This is a genomic window from Nocardia sp. NBC_00403 (assembly GCF_036046055.1).
Classification (GTDB): Bacteria; Actinomycetota; Actinomycetes; order Mycobacteriales; family Mycobacteriaceae; genus Nocardia.
In genome coordinates this window covers 1,014,864-1,036,655 of sequence record NZ_CP107939.1, presented here as the reverse complement: position 1 = coordinate 1,036,655, position 21,792 = coordinate 1,014,864, and the positions used below count along the sequence as shown (strand labels likewise).

The window sequence follows — 21,792 nt, the reverse complement described above, 5'->3', positions numbered from 1 at the left end:
CCGTGCACGAGAATTCCGTGCACGGCCCGTTTTTCGTCTCGCGAACCGATCAGATGCCGTTGTTCGGCAGGTCCCGTTCCACAGTGCGGGTGGTGCCCTGGGCGAGGGCGCACAGTACCGGCTCGGAATCGTCGCTCTCGGCAAAGATTTCGCAGTTGACGACGGCTTGGCGGCGGGTCGACCCGCTGACGACCGCCTCGGCGCGCAGCCGGAGGCCCGCGGCCGGACGCAGGTAGGTGATGGTGAAGCCGCCGGTCAGCACGTTTGCCCCGAGGACCGTTCCGGCCGCGAAGGTCAGCGCATTGTCGGCAAGATAGGACAGCACGCCGCCGTGCACGAAACCGAATTGCTGGCCGAGTTCCTTGCGGATCGGCACGACCAGCGTGGCGGCGCCGTCGCCGAACGCGGTGAGCTCGGTGCCGACCAGTTCGGCGAAGGGCTGGCCGGCCAGCACCTGCTTGGCGAGTTCGATGTCGAGGGTGAACGTATCGGCGGTCATCGGTGCTCCGTTCGTGCGGATTTCGGGTTCGTGCGGATTTCGGTTCCGGTTGCTCAGTGATTCGAGACGCCGAGCGACTGCCAGGCAGCCTCGGCCAGTTCGTCGGCGACATCCCGTGGTGCGATGCGCATGTCACCGCCGAGCCACTGCCGCGTGTACTCCTGGGCGGGGCCCAGCCACAGGGCATAGACGAGATCTAGGCTCAGATCGCGCACCGCGCCGTACCCGGCATGGGTCCGCCACCAGCGCGTCACATTCGTCATGAATTCGCGGTTGCTCTCGCTCTCGCGTACCCCCGGCGGCCGTGCTGCGGTGAGAACCTTTGCCCGGTATTGGTTTTCGGCAACCCAGCGCAGATGCTCGCGCACGCCCGCTGTGATGCCCTCCCGTGCGTCGGTGCTGTCGCCGACCGCGCGCCAGAAGTGCCGCTGATAGTCGGTGAGTGCGTGCGCCCACACCTCGCGGTACAGATCGGCCTTGTCCGGGAAGTGGTGATAGAGCGCGCCGACGCTCGCACCCGCCGCGTCGCGGATCTGGGTCAGTGTCGTCTCGAGCGCCCCCCGTTCCGCGAACTGCCGCTCGGCTGCCAGCAGCAACCGATCTCGAATCTTCATATCCAGAATTTAGTTCTGTTTTTCGGGTGACGCAATGGGTCTGGGTGGAATATCTGCAGCTTGTCGGTGTCGTGCGGTATGACGGACAGGTGGCCAGATGGCTGTTGCACGTCGATCTCGATCAGTTTCAGGCGGCGGTGGAGTTCCGCCGTCATCCAGAGCTGCGCGGACTGCCGGTCATCGTCGGCGGCAACGGTGACCCGACCGAACCACGCAAGGTGGTGACCTGTGCGTCCTACCCGGCCCGCGCGTTCGGCGTCCGTGCCGGGATGGCCCTGCGCAGTGCGCAGCGCAAATGCCCCGACGCTGTTTTCCTGCCCTTGGACATGGCCACTTATGAGGAGGCGTCCGACGAGGTGATGTCGCTGCTGCGGACCTTTCCGGGGCGCGTCGAAGTGTGGGGCTGGGACGAGGCATTCCTCGCCGCCGACACCGACGACCCGGAGGCATTGGCGCGCGAGATCCGCAGTGCCATAGCGGAATTGGATCTCACCTGTTCCATCGGTATCGGCGACAACAAGCTGACCGCCAAACTCGCCACCGGTTTCGCCAAGTCCGCAGGCAAGTCCTCGGCGGAACCGGACGACGGCGCGGGTACGGCCGAGGGCGTCTTCCGGCTCACCGCGGCGAACTGGACCGAGGTGATGGCGCACCGGCCGACGCATGCCCTGTGGGGCATCGGAAATCGGATCGCGGCCCGCATGGCCGAACTCGGCATCGAGACGGTCGCCGATCTGATGGCGGCAGACCGGCATCGCCTCGCCGCCGAGTTCGGCCCCAACACCGGCCCGTACTTCTGGGTGCTCGGGCACGGCAAGGGCGACACCGATGTGACGACCGAACCGCGAGTTCCGGTGGGCCGCAGCAAGTCCGAGACCTTCCCACACGACCTCACCGATCCCGGCGACATCCGCGCCCAGGTCGCACGAATGGCCACCGAGGTCGCCGAGGAGATGGCCGAGGCCGGTCGCATCAGCATCCGGGTCTCGGTCACCGTCCGGACCAACACCTTCTACACCCGCAGCAAACAGGCGAAGCTTCCGGAGCCGACCGCCGATATCGCCGGGATCGTGGAAACCGCGCTCCGCATCATCGACCGCTTCGACCTGGACCGCCCCATTCGGCTGCTCGGCGTCCGCCTCGAACTCGTGCCGGAATGATCGACGTGCCGCCGACCCCGTTCGACGGCAAGTTCTGCCCCAGCGCATGCCGCCGCTCGTATGCTCGTCGGCATGGAGTTCTGGGCGATGGTGGCACACGAATCGGACAGCGGGATCGTGCTCACGCGGCAACAGGTCGACGAGGACTTCCTCGGGCCCGGCGATGTGACGATCAAAGTGCATTACTCGAGTGCGAACTTCAAGGACGGCCTGGCGATCACCCCCGGCGGCGGTGTAGTCCGGAAATACCCGATCATCCCCGGCATCGATATCACCGGTGAGGTCGTCTCTTCCGAGGACGACGACTTCGCCCCCGGTGATCTGGTGGTGGCGCACGGCTACGACATCGGCGTCTCGCACAACGGCGGCTTCGCCGAGTACGCCAGGGTGCCCGCCGATTGGGTCGTGAAGCTCGACGGCCTGAGCACCCGCGACGCCGCCGCGCTCGGTACCGCCGGCTTCACCGCCGCTTTGAGCGTGCAAGGGCTGCTCGATCGCGAGCTCACCCCGGAAGCCGGCCCGGTGCTCGTCACCGGCGCGACCGGCGGCGTCGGCAGCGTCGCCATCGACATCCTGTCCGGTCTCGGTTTCGAAGTGATCGCCTCCACCGGCAAAACCGACGCGGCCGACCTGCTCGCCGAACTGGGCGCCAACGACGTGATCGGCAGGCTGCCGGCGGACCCGGACGCCACACTGCGCCCCCTGACGAAGGCCGCGTGGGCCGGTGCCGTGGACAGCGTCGGCGGCAAATCCCTCGCCTACATTCTCAGCGCAATCGGCTACGGCGGCGCAGTGGCGGTCAGCGGCCTCACCGGCGGCTCGGAGCTGCCGACCACCGTCATGCCCTTCATCCTGCGCGGCGTCGCCCTCCTCGGCATCGACTCCGCCTATGTCCCCAGCGACAAGCGCCGCGCTCTGTGGGCTCGCCTCGGCAACGACCTTCGGCCCCAACATCTTTCGACGATCGAGCACTTGTCCCCCATCACGGACGCCGAACAAGTACTGCGCTCCATCCAGAGCGGCACCCACTCCGGCCGCACGGTCTTCGGCGTCGCGGGCGAATTCTGATCAAGCCGAACCGTCCGACAACGGAACCACAGCTATTTCGCCCGCTGGAAGCCATGTGTCTGCCTGATCAGGCTTCGGGCATCTGTGCTGAGTATGCGGAGCTGCGGCTGACGGTCCGTCGCTAGTGGAAGGTCCGGCAACGTAACCACAGCTATTTCGCCCGCTGGAAGCCATGTGTCTGCCTGATCAGGCTTCGGGCATCTGTGCTGAGTATGCGGAGCTGCGGCTGACGGTCCGTCGCTAGTGGAAGGTCCGGCAACGTAACCACAGCCAGTCCTCACGCTGGAAGCTGTGTGCCTGGCTACCCGGGTTGCGGGAGAGAAAGTCGGGTACGGCAGGCGACGTGCCCGGCACTGCTCGTTGACCCGCTGGGAGGTGAGTCCGGTTGCCCGGACAGGGAACGCTACCCAAGTCTTGGTTGACATTGGGTTGGTCAGGCTGCGGTTCGGGGTGGTGGTCCTGCACGGACTCCTCGGGCTCGCGGTCCGGGATCGTGTGCCGTCCAGTGGTTTTGCCGGGGTGGTGCTGAGCACGTCAGGTGGGGTACCCGGCTTTCTCTTCCGCAGCTTTTGGAGCCAGGCCCACACCTTCCAGCGTGCGGACTGGCTGTGGTGGCGTTCTCGGGCCTTTCTGTATCGAGGGTAGTGAAATGGTGGTTCGAGAGGCGAGTCCGAGCCGCCATTTGACTACCCTCGATCACCGAAGCCCGGGACGGGCTTCAGTGCATTTGGTTGGGCTACTTGGTGATTGCCGGCTCGGGGCCGGGTTCTTCGGTGACCGGGTCTGCTTCCTGGGGCTCTGCTTCATCGTCGAACACGGTGATCAGAATCGACAGCGTGCTCGGCAGCGCCAGCGCGCCGCCGATGCCCATTACGGCCCGCGCGGCGATCAGTTCGGCGGGGTTGGCGGCCAGGGTCGCGACCAGTGAGGCCAGTCCGAAGAGGCCGAGGCCGATGATCATCACCCGGTGCCTGCCGAACTGGTCGGCGAGGCTGCCCGCCGTGAGCAGCATGCTCGCGAAGACGAGGATGTAGGAGTCCAGGAACCACTGGATGTCCTGGGCGCTCGCGTCCAGATCCTCGGCCGGCGGCGGCACCGTGACCGCCAGCACGAAGTTATCGATGACCAGGACCAACGTGCTGAGGCACGGCACGATCAGGATCCACCAGCGCCGCGGGTTACGGGCCTCGATCGCGTCCATCGGAAGCTCTCTCGACAGTGTTGCGTACGGTGCTTTATCATGCGAACACTGTACGCAATAGTGCCGATCGTTCGCAACTGTGAACGTCGTGCGCTATGCTGACGGCATCGAAAGGAGTCGACATGCCCGTCGAGAAGCAGCAGGTCGGATCGGTCTGGACGCGCCCGCGGCGTGGCAGGGAACAGCCTGCGCTGACCAGAGAACAGATCGTGGCGGAGGCCGTCGCGCTCTTGGACGCCGAAGGCATAGAAGCGCTGAGCATGCGTCAGCTCGGCGCCCGCCTCAATGCGGGCGCCACCTCGCTGTACCGGCATGTGGCCAACCGCGACGAGCTCATCGAATTGGTCGTCGACGAGGTGTACGGCGAGATCCGGGTCCCCGAGATCGCGGCGCGGGCGCAGTGGCGCACAGCCACCGAACAGTGCGCGGCGAGTCTACGGGCGATGATCCTGCATCACCCGTGGATGGCCTCGACGCTCGGTCAGGTCGGACTCTCGTACTTGGGCCCGAATGTCATGCGGCTCAACGACCGCATGCTCGCGCTGTTCGAAGTGGGCGGATTTGCGGCGGATGAACGCAGCGACGCGATCGGTGCCGTCATCAGCTATGTCATCGGCATCGGTATCAGCGAGGCCGCGTGGCTGACCTTGCTGACCCGCAGCGGTCAGACCGAGGCCGAACTGGTCGCCGGCCTGCGGCCCGCCGCCGAGCAGGCCGCCGCCGACTACCCGAGATTGCAGCAGACGGACGCGACCGGCACGTGGAACCAGGACCCGGCGGCCGCGCGCGACCGCCAGTTCACCTACGGGCTCGATCGAATCCTGGACGGGCTGGAATCCCGGCGCAACCGCTGACCTCAGGCGGCGACGGTGACGGGGTCCTGCGCGAACTGGGTGCGGTACAGCTCGGCGTAGCGCCCATCGGCGGCCAGCAACTGAGTATGCGTGCCGCGCTCCACGATTCGGCCGTCCTCCAGCACCAGGATCTGGTCGGCGGCGCGTATCGTGGACAGCCGGTGCGCGATGACCAGCGCGGTCCGCCCGGCCAGCGCTTCGGAAAGTGCTTCCTGGACGGCGGCTTCGGAGGTCGAATCCAGCGAGGCGGTCGCCTCGTCGAGGATTACCACCCGCGGCTGCTTGAGCAGCAGTCGTGCGATGGTCAGACGCTGACGTTCGCCACCGGAGAGCCGGTAGCCGCGCTCACCGACGACGGTGTCCAGTCCGTCCTGCAGTGAGTCCACCAGAGTGCGTAACCTGGCCCGCTCCAAGGCGTCCCACAGCTCGGCTTCGGTCGCCTCCGGCCGCGCGAGCAGCAGGTTGGCGCGGACAGTGTCGTGGAACAGATGCCCATCCTGGGTGACGAGCCCGACGGTCTCGCGGATCGAGGTCGTGGTCAGGTCTCGCACGTCGGTGCCGTTCAATCGCACCGCGCCGCCGTCCACGTCGTAGAGCCGGGAAACGAGCTGGGCCACAGTGGACTTCCCCGCGCCCGAGGACCCGACCAATGCGACCAGCTGACCGGGCTCGGCCCGCAGCGACACCTGGTGCAGCACTTCCACCCCGCCGCGACTGTCCAGCGTCGCAACATCTTCCAGCGAGGCCAGCGACACCTTGTCGGCGGAGGGATAGCCGAAGGTGACATTGTCCAACTCCACCGCGACCGGTCCTTCGGGCACCGCGACCGCCCCCGGCGCGTCCTCGATCAGCGGCTTCAGGTCGAGCACCTCGAACACCCGCTCGAAACTCACCAGCGCGGCCATGACCTCCATTCGGGCGCTCGCCAGCGCCGTCAGCGGTGTGTAGAGCCTGGTCAACAGCAGCGACAGCGACACTACCGCGCCCGCGTCGAGCTGGCCGCGCAGTGCGTACCAGCCGCCGAGTCCGTAGACCAGCGCGAGCGCGAGCGCGGAAACCAGCGTGAGCGAGGTGACGAACACGGTCTGCAGCATTGCGGTGCGCACACCGATATCGCGCACCCGGCGGGCCCGCAGCGCGAACTCGTCGGACTCCTGCTGCGGCCGACCGAACAGCTTCACCAGGGTCGCGCCCGGCGCGGAGAACCGCTCGGTCATCTGCGTGCTCATGGCGGCATTGAGACCGGCCGCTTCGCGCTGCAGACCGGCGAGCCGGTTGCCCATGCGGCGGGCGGGAATCACGAAGACCGGGAGCAGCACCAGCGCGAGCAACGTGATCTGCCAGGAGATCCGCACCATCACCGCGAGCGTGAGCGCCAGCGTCACCAGATTGGTCACCACCCCGGAGAGGGTGTCGCTGAATGCGCGCTGCGCACCGATCACATCGCTGTTGAGCCTGCTGACCAGCGCACCGGTCCGCGTCCGTGTGAAGAACGCCACCGGCATTCTCTGCACGTGATCGAACACCGCCGTGCGCAGATCCAGGATCAGCCCTTCACCGATCCGCGAGGACAGCCACCGCACGATCACGCCGAGCGCGGCGTCGATCACCGCGAGCCCGCCGATCACGAGCGCGAGAGTGACCACCACCCGCGGCGCGGCGCCGCCGACGATGTCGTTGACCACGCGCCCCGCCAGCACCGGCGTGGCCACCGCCAACAGTGCGGAAACCACACTGAACAGCAGGAACGCGCGGATCCGGCGCCGATGCGGCCCGGCGAATCGCAGGATCCGCTTGGCGGTGGCCAGCCGGAACGGCCGCTGTTCGTCGGGCGCGTTCATCCGCCGATACATCTGGCTATAAGCCACCGACTCGATACTCACGTCGTAACTCCCTCTCGCTCCCCACCATCAAACCTCTGGCCACCGACACTAAGACCTGAACAAAGGTTTAGGGCAAGCCCATTCCCCACCCTGCACTGGCGCCTCGCTCGCTCCCGATGCCTCCATGCCGACTGCACACCCCCGCGCCAACCACACACTCCGTGCAAGCAGGTGCGCACGTGCAACAACAACAGGTGTCCAGTCGCCCGAAACGCATCCACAGCCAGATGGCCACGCTGGAAGGCGCCACCGCCTCCCGAACTGCGGGAGGCAGTCGGGGTACGGCACTCGGCGCACCCCGCGCTGCTCGGTGAACCCCCAGCGAGCGAGCCTGTTCGGCCCGTCTTCGTCAGGTACACCCGTTCGCCGCGTCCCGCGCACGAGCGGTGCCGCGCAGGTTCGCGACACCGATCTCACGACCGCGACGGTCGTAGCCGTTGGTGGCCATTTCGATGGCGTCGTTCATCGCTTCGAGTGCGTCGCTTGCTCGAGCGTCGATAAGGCGGACCACCCGCCGCCGCACTTAGGCTGGCGAGGTGACCGAGGACCGAATCGCACAGGCGCTGCGAGGCAAACTCCGCGGCGAGGTCGACGGATCCGCGCGCCGGCGTGCGGAGTACTCCTCCGATGCCTCGAACTACCGTGTCCTCCCCGCTGCGGTGGTATTTCCGCAGGTCGAGGCCGACGTCGCAGCCACAATCGAATTCGCGCGCGACAACGGATTGCCGGTGACCGCGCGCGGCGGGGGAACCTCGGTGGCAGGCAATGCGATCGGCCCCGGGATCGTGCTCGACTTCAGCAGGCACATGAACTCGGTCCTGGAACTGGACCCGCAGCGACGAGTAGCGCGAGTTCAGCCAGGAGTGGTGCTCTCGGAGCTGCAGCGCCGAGCTCGTCCGCACGGCCTGCGGTTCGGACCCGATCCATCGACCGAGAATCGATGCACCCTCGGCGGCATGATCGGCAACAACGCTTGCGGACCCCATGCCCTTGCCTGGGGTCGTACCTCGGACAACGTGCGCGAACTGCGCATCCTCGACGGGACAGGTACGCGGCGAACCCTCGCGGCCGATCCATCCGTAGTTCCCGGACTCCCCGAATTCACCAGGGCGAGCCTGGCCGTGATCCGCACCGAGCTCGGCCGGTTCGGTCGGCAGGCATCCGGCTACGGCCTCGAACACCTGCTGCCCGAACAGGGTTCGGCGGTAGCGAAATCGTTCGCAGGCACCGAGGGCACCTGCGGACTGCTGCTCGATGCCACCGTCGATCTGGTCGCACTGCCACCGGCCACGGTGCTCACGGTGCTCGGCTATCCCGACATGGCATGCGCGGCAGACGATGTGGCCGCAGTGCTGGCGTGCGCCCCTATTGCGGTCGAAGGTATCGACGCGCGCCTCGTGGACATCGTGCGTGTGCATCGCGGCGCAGGTTCCGGCGCGGTGCCCGATCTGCCGCGCGGCAGCGGTTGGCTGTTCGTGGAAACAGCGGGCGAAAGTCCGGTCGAGGCGCGGGCCGCCGCCGAGACACTGTGCCGATCGGTCGGCGCACTGGAATCACGAATCGTCACCGATCCGGGGGTGGCCAAGGCACTCTGGAATATTCGGGCCGAAGGCGCAGGGCTGGCAGGCCGTACCCCGGACGGGCAGCCTGCCTGGCCCGGCTGGGAGGATGCCGCGGTGCCGCCCGAACGTCTCGGCGCCTACCTGCGTGATTTCAGCGCGCTGACCCGACAGCATGGTGTGGACGGACTGCTATACGGCCACCTCGGCGATGGCTGCATCCACGTCCGCTTGGATCTGCCGATCGCGGATGCCCCGCAACGTTTTCGCGCCTTCCTGTTCGATGCCGCAGAACTGGTGGTCGGCTACGGCGGCTCGCTGTCGGGTGAACACGGCGACGGCCGAGCCCGCTCGGAACTGCTCTCGGTCATGTACTCCCCTGCCGTGCTCGACGTATTCGCTGGATACAAGGCACTATTCGACCCGGGCAATGTGCTGAACCCCGGCGTCCTCGTGGCGCCACAGCCGGTCGACAGTGATCTGCGCCTGGTCGGATTGCCCGGCACTCCACGGGTCGGCGGTTTCGCCTTTCCGGACGACGGCGACGACCTCGGGTCCGCGGTCCACCGGTGCGTCGGAGTCGGCAAGTGCCGCGCGGATACTCGCGCGAGCGGTGGTTTCATGTGCCCGTCGTACCTGGCCACCGCGGACGAAAAGGACAGCACCCGGGGCCGGGCCCGGGTACTGCAGGAGGTAGTGCGTGGTGCGCTACCGTGGTCGTCGGAGGCCCTCGCGCAGTCGCTCGATCTGTGCCTGTCCTGCAAGGCATGTCGTTCCGATTGTCCTGCCGGCGTCGACGTCGCTACCTACAAATCGGAGGCGCTCTACCGCCGCTATCATCGCCGCCCGCGGCCGATCGATCACTATGCGCTCGGGTGGCTGCCGCGGTGGTCGGCTGTGGCGAACCGGATGCCGCGCGTCGCGAATCGGCTGATCGATGTCCGATGGCTGCGTCGAATAGGGCTGCGCGTCGCGGGAATTGATCCGCGCCGCGAGCTGCCGCGGTTCGCCGACCGCAGCTTTCGCCGGATCTGGCGCGACCTGAACACGCAGGTCGAGGCCACCCGGTCCGATACCGATCCGATGGCGGCCGAGCGCGAGGTGATGCTGTGGATCGATACCTTCACCGACGCCTTCGCACCTGAGATCGCCCTCGCCGCAGCACAATTGGTGACATCGCTGGGCTATCGGGTCCGGATACCCGAGCGCAATGTGTGCTGCGGCCTCACCTGGATCAGCACCGGGCAGTTGGACGGCGCGCGCGCCCGATTGCGAGCGAGCTTGGCCGCGCTCGACGAGCATGTGCGCAAGGGCGGGATCGTCGTCGGCCTCGAGCCGTCGTGCACCGCGGTGTTGCGCTCGGACCTGCTGGAGCTACTGCCGGAGGATCCGAGGTCGGCGGCCACCGCCGCGGCGGTGCGTACGGTGGCGGAGTTCTTGGCCGAGCAGCCGCAGTGGCGTCCGCCGCAGCGGCACGGTCGGTCGGTGGTCGTGCAACCGCATTGTCATCACCATGCGATTCTCGGATTCGATGCGGATCGCCGACTATTTGCCGCAATGGGGGTTGAGGTGACCGAAATCACCGGGTGTTGCGGACTTGCGGGAAATTTCGGAATGCAATCCGGCCATTACGACATATCGGTCGCGGTCGCCGAGAATGGACTCCTACCCGCATTGCGCGGCGCACCAGACGATTCGATCCTGATCGCCGACGGCTTCTCGTGCCGCACCCAAGCCGCGCAGCTCGCACACCGACAAAGCCGACACCTAGTGCAATTCCTGCTGGACGAGTGAGGCTTTCGCGCACCCGCCGCGCCTGTCGCGGCGAGCGCGCACAGCCGTCAGCTGCCGAAGGGCAGCGTGCCGGGCGGAATCTGGTAACCCGAGCTACCTGCGGAGACGCCACCCCAGGCATTGAGCAACGAGTTGAGCACGTTGGTGATCATTCGACATCCTCCAGCGCAGGCGACTGCCGATCATTTGCCAATCGGCACCAGTATCGCGACACTTTATCGGTCGCGTGACAGATAACTCGGAGCAGAGATGACACAGAGTCGGTAGCGCGCGTTTCCGGCGAATATCGGTACGACTCCGGCACCTCTCGCTAGGCGCTATGCGTGCGAGTGGACAGCGGGCCCCTCCCGGGATGCACTCCGGCTAACCACCGCCCGACCCCGCCGCGCACAATGAACCAGTGCGCAAACAGATGGTCGAGCCGGGAGTGAGCCCGGACGGGCTGACCCGCACGGTGACGGCCGCGCGGACCATTGATCTCGCGCCGACCCTCGCACCGCTCTCGCGTGGTCGAGGCGACCCGTGTCATCACGTGACGCCGGACGGCGCGCACTGGCACGCATCGCGAATGCCGACCGGTCCGGTCACCTACCGACTCGTCCAGTCGGGCCTTTGTTCGGTACGAGCTCACGCTTGGGGTGAGGGTGCGTCCGAGTTCCTCGATCGCCTCGACCACATGCTGTGTCTCGACGAGGACCTCTCCGAGTTCGCCCCCGAACATCCGAAGCTCGTCGACGCACACCGCCGATTTCCCGGTCTGCGGATGCTGCGCACCGGTCTGGTCTTCGAGGCGCTGGTTCCCGCGGTCCTGGAACAAAAGGTGCATACCGTCTCCGCCCGCGCGTCGTGGCGGCAGCTGGTGCGGCAGTTCGGTTCGCCGGCTCCGGGCCCCGCGCCCGCGGGTCTGCTGCTCCCTCCGGACGCTGAGACCTGGCGGCGCATTCCATCCTGGAGTTTCCATCGCGCGAATGTCGGTCCGCAACGTGCGCAGACGATCGTCCGCGCGGCCCGGCTCGCGGACGCGCTGGAGCAGTCGGCCGCCCACGATCCGGTCGAGGCCGCCCGCCGCCTGCAGACGGTGCCCGGCATCGGTGTGTGGACCGCGGCCGAGATCGGCCAACGCGCCTTCGGCGACGCCGACGCGTTGTCGGTCGGCGATTACCACCTGGCCGCAGTTGTCGGCTGGACGCTGCTCGGGCACCCCATCGATGACGACGCCATGGTCGAGTACCTGGAACCGCTGCGCCCGCACCGCTATCGGGCGGTTCGCTTGCTGGAGATCAGCGGCCATGCCCACAAACCGAAGTTCGGCCCGCGCACCCCGCTCACCGATCACACCTGGCACTGACACCGGCCGCGCGGGATCGCATCGGCGGACGCGACCCCGCGCGTGGCCCGCGATCGCTGCCGGGTGGCGATCGAGGTGCGGGGGTGAGGGCACTGCGACGACGGATCGGCCGATCAGCGCGGGAGACGGAGGAAGACGGCGCGAGGAATGTCGGCGAGGCGCGCTCGAGGGTCGGTCAGCACGGCAGCGCGCGCTCGTCGAGCACGCATTTGCCCGCTTCGACCAGAGTGGTGCGGGCCCTGCGGCGGACGCGGCAGCGGTCGACGGTGCAGTCGATGTGCAATTGCATTGCGGCGTGGGCTTGTTCGTTCGTCATGATGCCGGGGTCGCGTCCGCAGATCAGCAGTCCGGCTACGTGCATGTTCAGGTTGGCCAGCTGCATCAGGCGACCTCCGCCCGGCGCCCGTCGGCCCCGAGTCGGCACGGATGCCACGTGGTCGGCTCGTCCCACGGCGATTGCCGGACGGCCATCCCGACGGCCTCCAGTGCGGTGAGGCCGACCTCGTCGGCGAGCTCGCCGACCGTGTCCAACAGGGCTGGCACAACTTCAGCAACCTGCAGTGCCGCCACTGCCTGCGCGCAGGTCAGTGTGCGTCCTGGCAGATAGGAAACCACCCAGTTCTCCTGGCCGACGCTGCGGGCCCTGTGCGAGGTCAAATCGCTGGTCATCAAGGAAGACGCTATGACATGTACGGCCATGACTCCTCGTTCCTATGTGCGATTCAGTTGGTGTGCCAGGCGGTGTCGCAGCGGGAGGGGCAAGACCTGCTCGGCTCCGGGCACACTTCCAGCACACCATTCGGTTGCGGCTCAGGCGGCGTCCTTGGTGGATATCCAAAGATTTGAGGCGAATTCCCAGCATGAAATCCAGCCGGGAGGGGAGGATTCTCCATAGTGGACGAAAGAGCCCTCTGCCCAAGCGAAGTGACGGGGAACCGGACTTGTGGGTCGCCCCGGACTGCCCTTTGGGTGAGGATCCGATCGCAGAACGGAGCGTGCTGTGTCAGCGAGTTCAGCAGGAGCGTCAGCGAGTTCGGCCAGATCATCGGCAAGTTCGGAAGCATCATTGAACGGATCCACGAGTTCCGCAAGAGCGTCAGGGGCTTCGGATCGTCTGTCCACCGACAATGCATCGTCCACGCTACCCAGGCGCCAGCTGGGCAGATATCTGCGTGACTGGCGCACCCAGGCGGGCCTGACCATAGCCGAGGCATCCAAGCTCATGGAATGGGGCGCAAGTACCCTGCAGCGCTTGGAAAAAGGCCAGGCCGACCGCATCCGCACCATCGACATCCAAGAGCTCTGCCGCATCTACGGCATTCCCGACGAACTCGCCGACGGCCTCAAGGGCCTCGCTCAGCAAGCGGCCGTCAAAAGCTGGTGGCACGCCTACGGCGATCTGATCCCCGAAAATTTCGACGTCTATGTCGGTTTGGAGGCCTCCGCCCAGCAATTGACCTCCTACCAATCCGAACTGGTCCTCGGCCTGCTGCAGACCGCCGACTACGCTTGGGCACTCAATCGACTCGGCTACCCGAACGATTCCGACGCGGAGCTGGATCGGCGCGTGCAGTTACGGTTGCAACGCCAGGCATTGATCACCAGGAAAGCCTCACCTGCCATCGTTGATGTGGTGCTACACGAGTCGGTGTTGCACCGCGTGGTCGGTGGCGCGAAAGTGATGGCGGCGCAGCTACGTCATCTTGCCGATTTCAGTACCCGCGAAAACGTTTCACTGCGTATCCTGCCGTTCGCGGCCGGTGTACCACTCGGAGTTTGCACCGGCCCGTTCACGGTTCTGGAGTTCGGAACCGATAGTAAGGGCCAGCCGATCGAACCGCCGGTGGTTTACGCAGAAGGTTTCACCGGGGATCTCTACCTCGAAAGATGTGCTGATGTACGGCGGTACGATCGGGCTCACGAGTGCCTCCAGCGCTGCGCGCTGGATATTCAACCCAGTAGACACCTGTTGCGACAGGTAGCGAAGGAGTATGTGGCATGAGTACGGATCTGGTTGGTGCGCAGTGGTTCAAGAGCACGCGCAGCGGCGCGGGCAAGGACTGCGTGGAAGTGGCATTCCTCGACAGCGGCCGGATCGGGGTCCGCGACAGCAAGAATCCCGGTGGACCCGCGCTGTTGTTCACCCAGGGCGAGTGGGACAGTTTTACCGCACGCGTGGTGAGTGGCGAATTCTGAAGGAGTCCGAATCGTGAGTATCGATCGTGGTTCGAAGGTTGATCTGACCGGCGCGGTCTGGCGCAAGGCAGGCAGTGGCGAAGGCAAGGACAGTGTGGAAGTCGCCCTGCTCGAGGACGGCCATGTCGGCCTACGCGACGGCAAGAATCCCGACGGCGACGTACTGATCTTCACCCCGGGCGAATGGGCCGCATTCACCGCGGGTGTGCACGACGGCGAGTTCGACCGGCCGTAATCTTTGGCAGCGCCTGTGGCGCTGCGTGTTCGCGGCCCCCTTGGTCTCGCTTCCGAGCCGTCGAGACTCGCGCCTGCGGCGCATGCGCTTCGACGACTCGGAAGCGAGACGGGCCGCGAACTCTAGTGCTCGATCTCGCTGCGCTCGGAAATCATCATCGTGCCGAGTGGGCGCGTGGGTGGAGATCTTGCGGCTTTGGTGGGTGCGCCTTTGATCGTTCGGGACAAGATGGGGCGCGAACTCTGGTGCTGGGTCTGGCTGCGTTCGGAGGCTGTCATCGTGCCGAGAGGGTGGCCGCTTATTGCCTGACGCAGGATGTGTGACCTGAGGGGCGGGCGGTGTTGATCACGAAACGGCGGAGGTTCGGCAACAAATTTGTGTTTGCCCGGGCTAAATACCGGGTAGACAAGAATTTGTGGACCGTGGGCTCAAGAATTCCCACCCCCGGTACAAGAAATTGCGGCCGGGCGATTGGGTGGAATGGCTGATCGTTGCGCTGCTGTTCGCGGTGTCAGCGGTGGGGGTGTTCGTCCTCACCAGCTCGTTCTTGTCGGCGCTGTTCGTCGGCGTGCTGGTGTGGGTCGTCGCTGTCGGAGTAGTGGCAATGTTGTAAAGGGTGCGCCGACCGGCCGGGTGTCGACCCGGCCGGTGGCTACCTCGCACTCAGCGTCGGAAGAGCTTGTTACCCAACCAGACCAGTGGGTCGTACTTCTGGTCTGCCACGCGCTCCTTCATCGGGATCAGCGCATTGTCGGTGATCTTGATGTGTTCCGGGCAGACTTCGGTGCAGCACTTGGTGATATTGCAGAGGCCTAGGCCCTGTTCGTCCTGCGCGAGGTCACGGCGATCGGCGACATCGAGCGGATGCATCTCCAGTTCGGCGATCCGCATCAGGAAGCGCGGCCCCGCGAAGGCGGTCTTGTTCTCCTCGTGATCGCGCACCACGTGACAGGTGTCCTGGCACAGGAAGCATTCGATGCACTTGCGGAACTCCTGCGAGCGCTCGACATCGACCTGCTTCATCCGGTAGTCACCGGGCTTCAGATCGTCGGGCGGTGTGAACGACGGTATCTCCCTGGCCTTCTGGTAGTTGAAGGACACGTCGGTCACCAGGTCCCTGACCACCGGGAAGGTGCGCATCGGGGTGACGGTGATGAGATCCTCCGGCTGGAACGTCGACATCCGCGTCATGCACAGCAGCCGCGGTCGCCCGTTGACCTCGGCCGAGCACGAACCGCACTTGCCCGCCTTGCAGTTCCAGCGCACCGCGAGATCGGGCGCCTGGGTGGCCTGCAGCCGGTGGATGATGTCGAGCACCACCTCGCCCTCGTTCACCTGCACGGTGAAATCCTGCAGCTCACCGCCGTCGTTGTCGCCGCGCCAAACGCGGAAATTGGCGTCGTAGCCCATTGCTACGCCTCCTTTTTCGCAGCAGTGGTCGAACCGGCCGGATGAGCGGCGAGATCGTCCGAGTTGTAATACTTTTCGAGCTCGGCCAGGTCGAAGAGCGCGAGCAGATCCGTGCGCATCGGCACCTGCTCCTCCGGCGTGACGCGCACCGGCGGGACGGCCTCGCCCGCTTCGGCGAGGTCGATCGAACAGACCAGCAGTTTGTTGCGCCAGTCGGCGTCCATCGCGGGGTGATCGTCGCGTGTGTGCCCACCGCGACTTTCGGTGCGCAGCAACGCCGCCTGCGCGACGCATTCGCTGACCAGCAGCATGTTGCGCAGGTCGAGCGCGAGATGCCAGCCGGGATTGAACTGCCGGTGCCCTTCCACGACCACGCCCGCGAAGCGCTTGCGCAGCTCGGCGAGCCGCTCGATGGCCTGCTCCAGCTCGTGTTCCTTGCGGATGATGCCGACCAGGTCGTTCATCGCCTGCTGCAGATCGGTGTGCAGTGTGTAGGGGTTCTCTCCGGTGCCGGAGGACGGCGGATCGAACGGGGCCACGGCCGCTTTCGCCGCCGATGCCAGGTCGGTGTCCGCGACGACCGGCCGTTCGGTCAGTTGCTCGACGTAGGTCGATGCGCCCATGCCCGCGCGCCTGCCGAAGACGAGCAGATCCGACAGGGAGTTGCCACCGAGCCGGTTCGAGCCGTGCATGCCGCCCGAACACTCGCCCGCCGCGAACAGCCCGGGCACGGTCGCCGCGCCGGTGTCCGGGTCGACCTCGATGCCGCCCATGACGTAGTGACAGGTCGGGCCGACTTCCATCGGCTCCTTCGTAATATCCACGTCGGCAAGTTCTTTGAACTGGTGATGCATCGAGGGCAGCCGTCGCCGGATCTCGTCGGCGGGCAGCCGGGAGGCGATATCCAGGTACACGCCACCGTGTTCGGTGCCGCGCCCCGCCTTCACCTCCGAGTTGATGGCGCGGGCCACTTCGTCACGGGGCAGCAGATCCGGGGTGCGGCGCGCGGAATCGTTGTCGCGCAGCCACTGATCGGCCTCCTCCTCGGTTTCGGCGTACTGCCCCTTGAAGACCGGCGGGATGTAGTCGAACATGAACCGCTCGCCCTCGGAGTTCTTCAGCACTCCACCGTCGCCGCGCACACCCTCGGTGACCAGGATGCCCTTCACGCTCGGCGGCCAGACCATGCCGGTCGGGTGGAACTGCAGGAATTCCATATTGATCAGCGTCGCGCCTGCTCGAAGCGCGAGCGCATGCCCGTCCCCGGTGTACTCCCAGGAATTGGAGGTCACCTTGTAGGACTTGCCGATGCCGCCGGTGGCGAGCACCACGGCGGGCGTTTCGAACAGCACGAACCGGCCCGATTCGCGCCAGTAGCCGAACGCGCCCGCGATCCGATCGCCGTCCTTGAGCAGCTCGGTGATGGTGCATTCGTGAAAGACCTTGATGCGCGACTCGTAGTCGCCGCTTTCCGCGAAATCCTCCTGCTGCAGCGAGACGATCTTCTGCTGCATGGTGCGGATGATCTCGAGCCCGGTGCGGTCACCGACGTGCGCGAGCCTCGGGTAGGTGTGGCCGCCGAAGTTGCGCTGGCTGATTCGGCCGTCGGCAGTGCGGTCGAACAGGGCCCCGTAGGTTTCCAGCTCCCACACCCGGTCGGGTGCTTCCTGGGCGTGCAGTTCGGCCATGCGCCAGTTGTTGAGGAACTTGCCACCGCGCATGGTGTCCTTGAAATGGGTTTGCCAGTTGTCCTTTTCGTTGGCATTGCCCATCGAGGCGGCGCAGCCGCCCTCGGCCATCACGGTGTGTGCCTTGCCGAACAACGACTTGCACACCACCGCAACGGAAAGGCCGTGTTCCCTTGCTTCGATTACCGCGCGCAGTCCGGCGCCACCGGCACCGATAACGACGACGTCGTACTTGTGCCGTTCCACTTCTGGCATGGCCGCGAATACTCCTTCAGTTGATGAACCGCAGGTCCGAAATCGTCTCGCTGGCAACCAACATCACGTAGAAGTCGGTCAGCACCAGGGTGCCGAGAGTTGTCCAGGCCAGCGCCATATGGCGGGTGTTCAGCTTCGAGACCTGGGTCCAGAACCAGTACCGCACCGGATGCGCGGAAAAGTGCTTGAGTCGGCCGCCGGCAATGTGCCTGCACGAGTGGCACGAGAGCGTGTACGCCCACAGCAGGATCACGTTGACCAGCAGCACGATATTGCCGAGACCGAATCCGAAACCGCCGGTCTTGCCGTGGAATGCGGTGATCGCGTCGTAGGTGTTGATCAGCGAAACCACAATGGCCACATAGAAGAAGTAGCGGTGCGCATTCTGGATGATCAGCGGCAGCCTGGTCTCGCCGGTGTACTTGGCGTGCGGCTCGGCGACGGCGCAGGCCGGCGGGGAGAACCACACCGCGCGGTAGTAGGCCTTGCGGTAGTAGTAGCAGGTGAGCCGGAAGCCGAGCAGGAACGGCAGCACCACGAAGCCGAGCGGCAGGATCGCGGGCAACTCGCCGAAAGGCGTCCCGAAATGGCTGGAACCTACCGCGCACGAGGTGCTCAGGCACGGTGAATAGAACGGCGTCAGATAGTGGTAGTCCGGAACCCAATATGCTGTTCGCACATACGATCTGATCGTCGCGTAGAGGACGAAGGCGCCCAGGCCGAGGACAGTGACGAGCGGCGGCACCCACCATTGATCGGTGCGTAGCGTGCGCTCCGAGATTCGAGCCCGGGTCTTACTGAAGACGCCTGTGCCCGTTTCCGGGCCGGCGGTCGGTGCGGCACTCACAGGTGGATGCCTCGCTGATCTGCTGTGCGGGTGGTCATCGTTACCTCCGCAATCGAATGTGATGCTGAGCACCATACGACACCCCCGCTATTGCTCGAGCGTGGTCCCGGTAAGACAGACCCGCTGCGACGCCCGTGATTTGCGCCACATCGGCGGCCGTCGGGTAGCCGGCGCGCGGCAGTGAACGGACCGCAAACGCATCGAACTCGGCTTAAACAGAACGTGATTCGAGTGGGTGTGGAACAAAGAAGACTCGAGGTCGAATAATCGGCGGTTCGATCGTCACACGGCGGCAATAAAATTGTGGTGACCTTTTCTCTCGAGAATTACCCGCTGACGTGGGCTGATGCGTGTATCGCACCGGACGGGCAGGCCGAGGGAAGGAGTCATCAGCATGAGAAGGGCTGCGATTGTGGCGCCGGTCCGAACTCCGAGTGGAGTCGAGGGGGGAGCGCTATCGGGAATGCCGCCGGAATGGCTTGCCTCCACCGTCCTCTCGGCGGTCATCGATCGATCGGGTATCGACCCGATGCGCATCGAGGATGTCGCGATGGCCCGCGTCGATGGCGGTGCAACCAGCGCACCGGAGCTGAGCAGGCTCGCGGCCCGCGGTGCCGGGCTGCCCTTCGCCGTGCCGGGGTTTCTCACCGATCGCCGCTGTGGCAGCGGCCTGCAGGCGGTGATCACCGCGGCGATGATGGTGCAAACCGGTGCCGCCGACGTGGTGGTCGCGGGTGGTGTGGAGTGTGCTGCGGACGCGGTGACCGGCTACGGTGACCCGGTTCGAACCGGCGATCTCGCGAATGCCGAAGACCTGGCCCGCCATTACGGAATCAGCAGGGCCGATGCCGACGAGTTCGCCGCGGCGAGCCATCGCAAGGCCGCTCGCGCGTGGCGGCAGGGTCACTTCGCCGCCGAGGTGATCCCGGTCGGCGTGGTGCCGGAGGGGCACGACTGGTCCGATTCCCGCACCGACACCGCATCGCGGCATCAGATACTGCGGGATGAGGGCGTGCGTGAGGATGTCTCGGCGCGCACCCTCGCCGCGCTGCACCCGTTGATCTCCGAGGGCGTCGTCACCACCGGAAATATGAGCGCGCATCGACACGGTGCCGCCGCCTGCCTGGTGGTCGCCGAGGATCGGCTCGAGGAACTCGGGCTGTCCCCCATGGCCTATCTCGTGGGTTGGGCCGCGGCCGGATGTGATTCCGACACAGCGACTCTCGGTGCTGCCCCGGCTGTCGCCAAGGTGCTCGGCCGCACCGGCTTCACCCTCGACGATGTCGATCTGGTGGAGGTCAACGAGGGCTTTGCCGTGGAAGTGCTCGCGCTGGCCAAGGAGTGGGATTTCGACACCCGCGACCGCCTCAACGTCAATGGCTCGGCGATTGCTCTCGGCCACCCGGTCGGCGCCACCGGCCTGCGCATCATGACCACGATGCTGCACGAATTGGCTCGCACCGAGGGGCGCTACGGGCTCGAAGCAATCGCACTCGGTCACGACCACGGCATCGCGGCCCTGTTCGAATCAGCGGCGACGACCCCGGTCGCGACGGCACCACTCGGGGCCCGCTTTCACGGTTCTCGACCCCGTCGATTCGGCAGACATCGGGCCTGAGGCACGCAAGAACACCGCCCGATGCAGGTGCTCCAGGCGGTGACCGGCAGGTGCTACTTCGTGCGCGGGCGGGAGTGGAAGCCCAGGCCTTCGTCCTGCGCGCCCATCCAGGCTGCCTCGTCCGACTTGCTGTCCGGGACGTAGATGGTGTCCTGGGGTCGGCGGGTGACTTCCGGCGGCGGCGATTGCTCGAGCTCGTCGGCGTCGATGACGAGCCGGTCGAGGTCGTTCTCCAGTCGTCGCACGGTGTTTGCGTCGCCGTAGTGCGAGCGCAGTGCGCCGATAGATTGCCGGAGCTGGCCGACTGCGTAGCGGAGTTCCGCGATATCGCTGCGTGTCATCGTTACCTCCTGTGTTCCTTGGCGGACATACGAACTCGGTGCACAGCGGTGTTTCCATAGTCTGCCGCGGAACGTGCTGCACCAAGTTGTGTGACTCACCACACAACGTGATCTCCAACACAGTACGTGAGGAATCGTGTTTTGGCTCGTCGATATGCGATTCCGGCGGTTGGCTCGAATGTTGCCAGCGACGATGGGTGGCCCTCGCTCAGCTGACGGCCGCGTACTCCGGTCCCTGTCCGCGCAGGTCGGCGAAGACCCGTTCGACCAGCCCTGCAATGGACAGCGCCACTTCCTCCGCGCGCTCCAGGATCACGCTGTGGCCCGCGCCTTCCAGTCGGACCAGCTCGGATCCGGCCAGTTGCGATGCGAGCACCACCGAATGCGCGAACGGCACCACGATGTCCGCGGAACCGGCGAGCACGAGAGCCGGGATGGTGCCGAGCCGGTGCAGCGTCGCGGTCTCGTCGAACGTGATCAGCGAGGCGAGGAAGCTCGACATCGTCAGCAGCGGGGTCTCGTTCAGCATCGCCGTCGCGACCGCGACCATCCTGGGATTCACCTTCCTGGTGCCGAAGGTCGCCTCGCGCAGGATCGGCTCGAAGATCCGTCGGGTCAGCCGCTTGGATGCCTGCATGGCCCGAGGTGCGCGCAGCACCGCCACTTGCAGCGAGCTCACCGCGCGCCGATGCAGGAAGCGGCCGAGGCCCACCTCGGTGAGGCCGTTGGCGGCACCCGCGATCAGGCCGACGCCGACGACGCGGGTGCCGATCGCCGCGGGGAACAGGCGGGAGTAGGCGAGAGTGACCATGGCGCCCATGGAATGGCCGACCAGGATGACCGGGCCCGTCGGCACCACCGCCCGCAGCACGGCGTCGAGGTCGTGCGCGAGCTGGTCGATGGTGTAGCTGGACGGATCGGCCACGCCCGATTCGCCGTGGCCGCGATGGTCGTAGAAGACCATCCGGGTGCCTGGCCCCCACTGGCGCAAGAGCTGATCGCGCAGGAACGACCAGGATTCGGTGCGCAGGCAATGGCCGTGCACGAAAACCACGGACAGCGGAGCGTCGTCGGCGCCGAAGGTGCGAACCGCGATCGGGACGCCGTCGTCGGCCGACACCGTAATCCGGTGGCCGTCATGGTCGGCGGCGAAGCGGGCGATGATCGTGGACATGAGGGTTCTCCTGTGACTGCCGAGTCACCTCGAGCGGAGCGTCTTGCC

21 protein-coding genes are annotated in these 21,792 nt (G+C 66.1%); 10 read left to right on the top strand and 11 right to left on the bottom strand.

The features are described from left to right. Nucleotides 1-49 precede the first annotated feature (49 nt). Both OHQ90_RS04580 and OHQ90_RS04575 read right to left on the bottom strand, forming a co-directional pair. Nucleotides 50-499 carry a PaaI family thioesterase gene (locus tag OHQ90_RS04580; RefSeq protein ID WP_328407646.1) on the bottom strand — a complete coding sequence of 150 codons (450 nt, stop codon included), beginning with the start codon at nucleotides 497-499 and terminating at the stop codon, nucleotides 50-52. A 53-nt stretch (nucleotides 500-552) separates the two neighbouring features. Then, entirely contained in the window at nucleotides 553-1,113 is a 561-nt protein-coding gene (locus OHQ90_RS04575) for a TetR/AcrR family transcriptional regulator (protein WP_328407644.1), read from the bottom strand. Between the two features lie 89 nt (nucleotides 1,114-1,202). On the opposite strand from OHQ90_RS04575, the gene OHQ90_RS04570 reads away from it, so the two are divergent. Beyond that, on the top strand, nucleotides 1,203-2,273 hold the full coding sequence (locus OHQ90_RS04570; protein WP_328412541.1) for a DNA polymerase IV: 1,071 nt from the start codon (nucleotides 1,203-1,205) through the stop codon (nucleotides 2,271-2,273). 72 nt (nucleotides 2,274-2,345) lie between these two features. Then, complete coding sequence (locus OHQ90_RS04565; RefSeq protein WP_328407642.1) at nucleotides 2,346-3,341, top strand: oxidoreductase; 996 nt, start codon at nucleotides 2,346-2,348, stop codon at nucleotides 3,339-3,341. A 736-nt stretch (nucleotides 3,342-4,077) separates the two neighbouring features. On the opposite strand, the gene OHQ90_RS04560 is transcribed toward OHQ90_RS04565, so the two are convergent. Continuing rightward, a complete protein-coding gene (locus OHQ90_RS04560) occupies nucleotides 4,078-4,542 on the bottom strand; it encodes an MFS transporter (RefSeq protein WP_328407640.1) in 465 nt (154 codons plus the stop codon). Nucleotides 4,543-4,664: 122 nt separating this feature from the next. On the opposite strand from OHQ90_RS04560, the gene OHQ90_RS04555 reads away from it, so the two are divergent. Further along, complete coding sequence (locus tag OHQ90_RS04555) at nucleotides 4,665-5,396, top strand: TetR/AcrR family transcriptional regulator (RefSeq protein ID WP_328407638.1); 732 nt, start codon at nucleotides 4,665-4,667, stop codon at nucleotides 5,394-5,396. Nucleotides 5,397-5,398: 2 nt separating this feature from the next. Here the strand turns inward: OHQ90_RS04555 and OHQ90_RS04550 are convergent, their stop codons facing one another. Next, on the bottom strand, nucleotides 5,399-7,249 hold the full coding sequence (locus tag OHQ90_RS04550; protein ID WP_442941444.1) for an ABC transporter ATP-binding protein: 1,851 nt from the start codon (nucleotides 7,247-7,249) through the stop codon (nucleotides 5,399-5,401). A 566-nt stretch (nucleotides 7,250-7,815) separates the two neighbouring features. Here OHQ90_RS04550 and OHQ90_RS04545 point away from each other — a divergent pair. Together OHQ90_RS04545 and OHQ90_RS04540 are read left to right on the top strand one after the other, a co-directional pair. Further along, nucleotides 7,816-10,632 carry an FAD-binding and (Fe-S)-binding domain-containing protein gene (locus tag OHQ90_RS04545; protein WP_328407634.1) on the top strand — a complete coding sequence of 939 codons (2,817 nt, stop codon included), beginning with the start codon at nucleotides 7,816-7,818 and terminating at the stop codon, nucleotides 10,630-10,632. A 412-nt stretch (nucleotides 10,633-11,044) separates the two neighbouring features. Next, entirely contained in the window at nucleotides 11,045-11,980 is a 936-nt protein-coding gene (locus tag OHQ90_RS04540) for a DNA-3-methyladenine glycosylase family protein (RefSeq protein WP_328412539.1), read from the top strand. A 175-nt stretch (nucleotides 11,981-12,155) separates the two neighbouring features. Here OHQ90_RS04540 and OHQ90_RS04535 read toward each other — a convergent pair whose 3' ends face one another. Both OHQ90_RS04535 and OHQ90_RS04530 read right to left on the bottom strand, forming a co-directional pair. Next, a complete protein-coding gene (locus OHQ90_RS04535) occupies nucleotides 12,156-12,362 on the bottom strand; it encodes a hypothetical protein (protein WP_328407632.1) in 207 nt (68 codons plus the stop codon). After that, nucleotides 12,362-12,649, bottom strand: coding sequence for a hypothetical protein (locus OHQ90_RS04530; RefSeq protein ID WP_328407629.1), 288 nt, complete (start codon nucleotides 12,647-12,649; stop codon nucleotides 12,362-12,364). Before OHQ90_RS04530 ends, OHQ90_RS04535 begins: the two co-directional genes overlap by 1 nt. Before the next feature lie 445 nt (nucleotides 12,650-13,094). On the opposite strand from OHQ90_RS04530, the gene OHQ90_RS04525 reads away from it, so the two are divergent. The 4 genes from OHQ90_RS04525 to OHQ90_RS04510 all read left to right on the top strand — a co-directional run bounded on the left by OHQ90_RS04525 (nucleotide 13,095) and on the right by OHQ90_RS04510 (nucleotide 15,024). Further along, nucleotides 13,095-13,982 (top strand): helix-turn-helix domain-containing protein, encoded by an 888-nt coding sequence (locus OHQ90_RS04525; RefSeq protein ID WP_328412537.1) that lies wholly within the window; start codon nucleotides 13,095-13,097, stop codon nucleotides 13,980-13,982. Further along, nucleotides 13,979-14,176: a DUF397 domain-containing protein gene (locus OHQ90_RS04520; RefSeq protein ID WP_328407627.1), complete on the top strand. Its 198-nt coding sequence runs from the start codon at nucleotides 13,979-13,981 to the stop codon at nucleotides 14,174-14,176. Before OHQ90_RS04525 ends, OHQ90_RS04520 begins: the two co-directional genes overlap by 4 nt. A gap of 13 nt (nucleotides 14,177-14,189) precedes the next feature. Further along, nucleotides 14,190-14,411, top strand: a complete 222-nt coding sequence (locus OHQ90_RS04515) for a DUF397 domain-containing protein (protein WP_328407625.1) — start codon at nucleotides 14,190-14,192, stop codon at nucleotides 14,409-14,411. A 415-nt stretch (nucleotides 14,412-14,826) separates the two neighbouring features. Next, complete coding sequence (locus OHQ90_RS04510; RefSeq protein WP_328407623.1) at nucleotides 14,827-15,024, top strand: hypothetical protein; 198 nt, start codon at nucleotides 14,827-14,829, stop codon at nucleotides 15,022-15,024. A gap of 50 nt (nucleotides 15,025-15,074) precedes the next feature. Here OHQ90_RS04510 and OHQ90_RS04505 read toward each other — a convergent pair whose 3' ends face one another. Genes OHQ90_RS04505 through OHQ90_RS04495 form a run of 3 tightly spaced genes read right to left on the bottom strand, consistent with a single transcriptional unit; the run spans nucleotide 15,075 to nucleotide 18,611 of the window. After that, nucleotides 15,075-15,821, bottom strand: coding sequence for a succinate dehydrogenase/fumarate reductase iron-sulfur subunit (locus OHQ90_RS04505; RefSeq protein ID WP_328407621.1), 747 nt, complete (start codon nucleotides 15,819-15,821; stop codon nucleotides 15,075-15,077). A gap of 2 nt (nucleotides 15,822-15,823) precedes the next feature. Next, a complete protein-coding gene (locus OHQ90_RS04500; RefSeq protein WP_328407619.1) occupies nucleotides 15,824-17,764 on the bottom strand; it encodes a fumarate reductase/succinate dehydrogenase flavoprotein subunit in 1,941 nt (646 codons plus the stop codon). A gap of 16 nt (nucleotides 17,765-17,780) precedes the next feature. Beyond that, nucleotides 17,781-18,611 carry a hypothetical protein gene (locus tag OHQ90_RS04495; protein ID WP_328407617.1) on the bottom strand — a complete coding sequence of 277 codons (831 nt, stop codon included), beginning with the start codon at nucleotides 18,609-18,611 and terminating at the stop codon, nucleotides 17,781-17,783. 394 nt (nucleotides 18,612-19,005) lie between these two features. On the opposite strand from OHQ90_RS04495, the gene OHQ90_RS04490 reads away from it, so the two are divergent. Further along, nucleotides 19,006-20,229 (top strand): acetyl-CoA C-acyltransferase, encoded by a 1,224-nt coding sequence (locus OHQ90_RS04490; RefSeq protein WP_328407615.1) that lies wholly within the window; start codon nucleotides 19,006-19,008, stop codon nucleotides 20,227-20,229. Between the two features lie 53 nt (nucleotides 20,230-20,282). Here the strand turns inward: OHQ90_RS04490 and OHQ90_RS04485 are convergent, their stop codons facing one another. Together OHQ90_RS04485 and OHQ90_RS04480 are read right to left on the bottom strand one after the other, a co-directional pair. Further along, on the bottom strand, nucleotides 20,283-20,570 hold the full coding sequence (locus OHQ90_RS04485; protein WP_328407613.1) for a hypothetical protein: 288 nt from the start codon (nucleotides 20,568-20,570) through the stop codon (nucleotides 20,283-20,285). 208 nt (nucleotides 20,571-20,778) lie between these two features. After that, nucleotides 20,779-21,744: an alpha/beta fold hydrolase gene (locus OHQ90_RS04480; RefSeq protein ID WP_328407611.1), complete on the bottom strand. Its 966-nt coding sequence runs from the start codon at nucleotides 21,742-21,744 to the stop codon at nucleotides 20,779-20,781. Nucleotides 21,745-21,792 lie beyond the last annotated feature (48 nt).

Bases quoted from the DNA above. Each gene is read 5' to 3' on its own strand.
- OHQ90_RS04530 (WP_328407629.1), bottom strand. From the start codon at position 12,649: ATGACCAGCGATTTGACCTCGCACAGGGCCCGCAGCGTCGGCCAGGAG.
- OHQ90_RS04520 (WP_328407627.1), top strand. From the start codon at position 13,979: ATGAGTACGGATCTGGTTGGTGCGCAGTGGTTCAAGAGCACGCGCAGC.
- OHQ90_RS04565 (WP_328407642.1), top strand. From the start codon at position 2,346: ATGGAGTTCTGGGCGATGGTGGCACACGAATCGGACAGCGGGATCGTG.
- OHQ90_RS04580 (WP_328407646.1), bottom strand. From the start codon at position 499: ATGACCGCCGATACGTTCACCCTCGACATCGAACTCGCCAAGCAGGTG.
- OHQ90_RS04575 (WP_328407644.1), bottom strand. From the start codon at position 1,113: ATGAAGATTCGAGATCGGTTGCTGCTGGCAGCCGAGCGGCAGTTCGCG.
- OHQ90_RS04485 (WP_328407613.1), bottom strand. From the start codon at position 20,570: ATGACACGCAGCGATATCGCGGAACTCCGCTACGCAGTCGGCCAGCTC.
- OHQ90_RS04490 (WP_328407615.1), top strand. From the start codon at position 19,006: ATGAGAAGGGCTGCGATTGTGGCGCCGGTCCGAACTCCGAGTGGAGTC.
- OHQ90_RS04560 (WP_328407640.1), bottom strand. From the start codon at position 4,542: ATGGACGCGATCGAGGCCCGTAACCCGCGGCGCTGGTGGATCCTGATC.
- OHQ90_RS04550 (WP_442941444.1), bottom strand. From the start codon at position 7,249: ATGTATCGGCGGATGAACGCGCCCGACGAACAGCGGCCGTTCCGGCTG.
- OHQ90_RS04480 (WP_328407611.1), bottom strand. From the start codon at position 21,744: ATGTCCACGATCATCGCCCGCTTCGCCGCCGACCATGACGGCCACCGG.
- OHQ90_RS04505 (WP_328407621.1), bottom strand. From the start codon at position 15,821: ATGGGCTACGACGCCAATTTCCGCGTTTGGCGCGGCGACAACGACGGC.
- OHQ90_RS04500 (WP_328407619.1), bottom strand. From the start codon at position 17,764: ATGCCAGAAGTGGAACGGCACAAGTACGACGTCGTCGTTATCGGTGCC.
- OHQ90_RS04535 (WP_328407632.1), bottom strand. From the start codon at position 12,362: ATGCAGCTGGCCAACCTGAACATGCACGTAGCCGGACTGCTGATCTGC.
- OHQ90_RS04540 (WP_328412539.1), top strand. From the start codon at position 11,045: ATGGTCGAGCCGGGAGTGAGCCCGGACGGGCTGACCCGCACGGTGACG.
- OHQ90_RS04555 (WP_328407638.1), top strand. From the start codon at position 4,665: ATGCCCGTCGAGAAGCAGCAGGTCGGATCGGTCTGGACGCGCCCGCGG.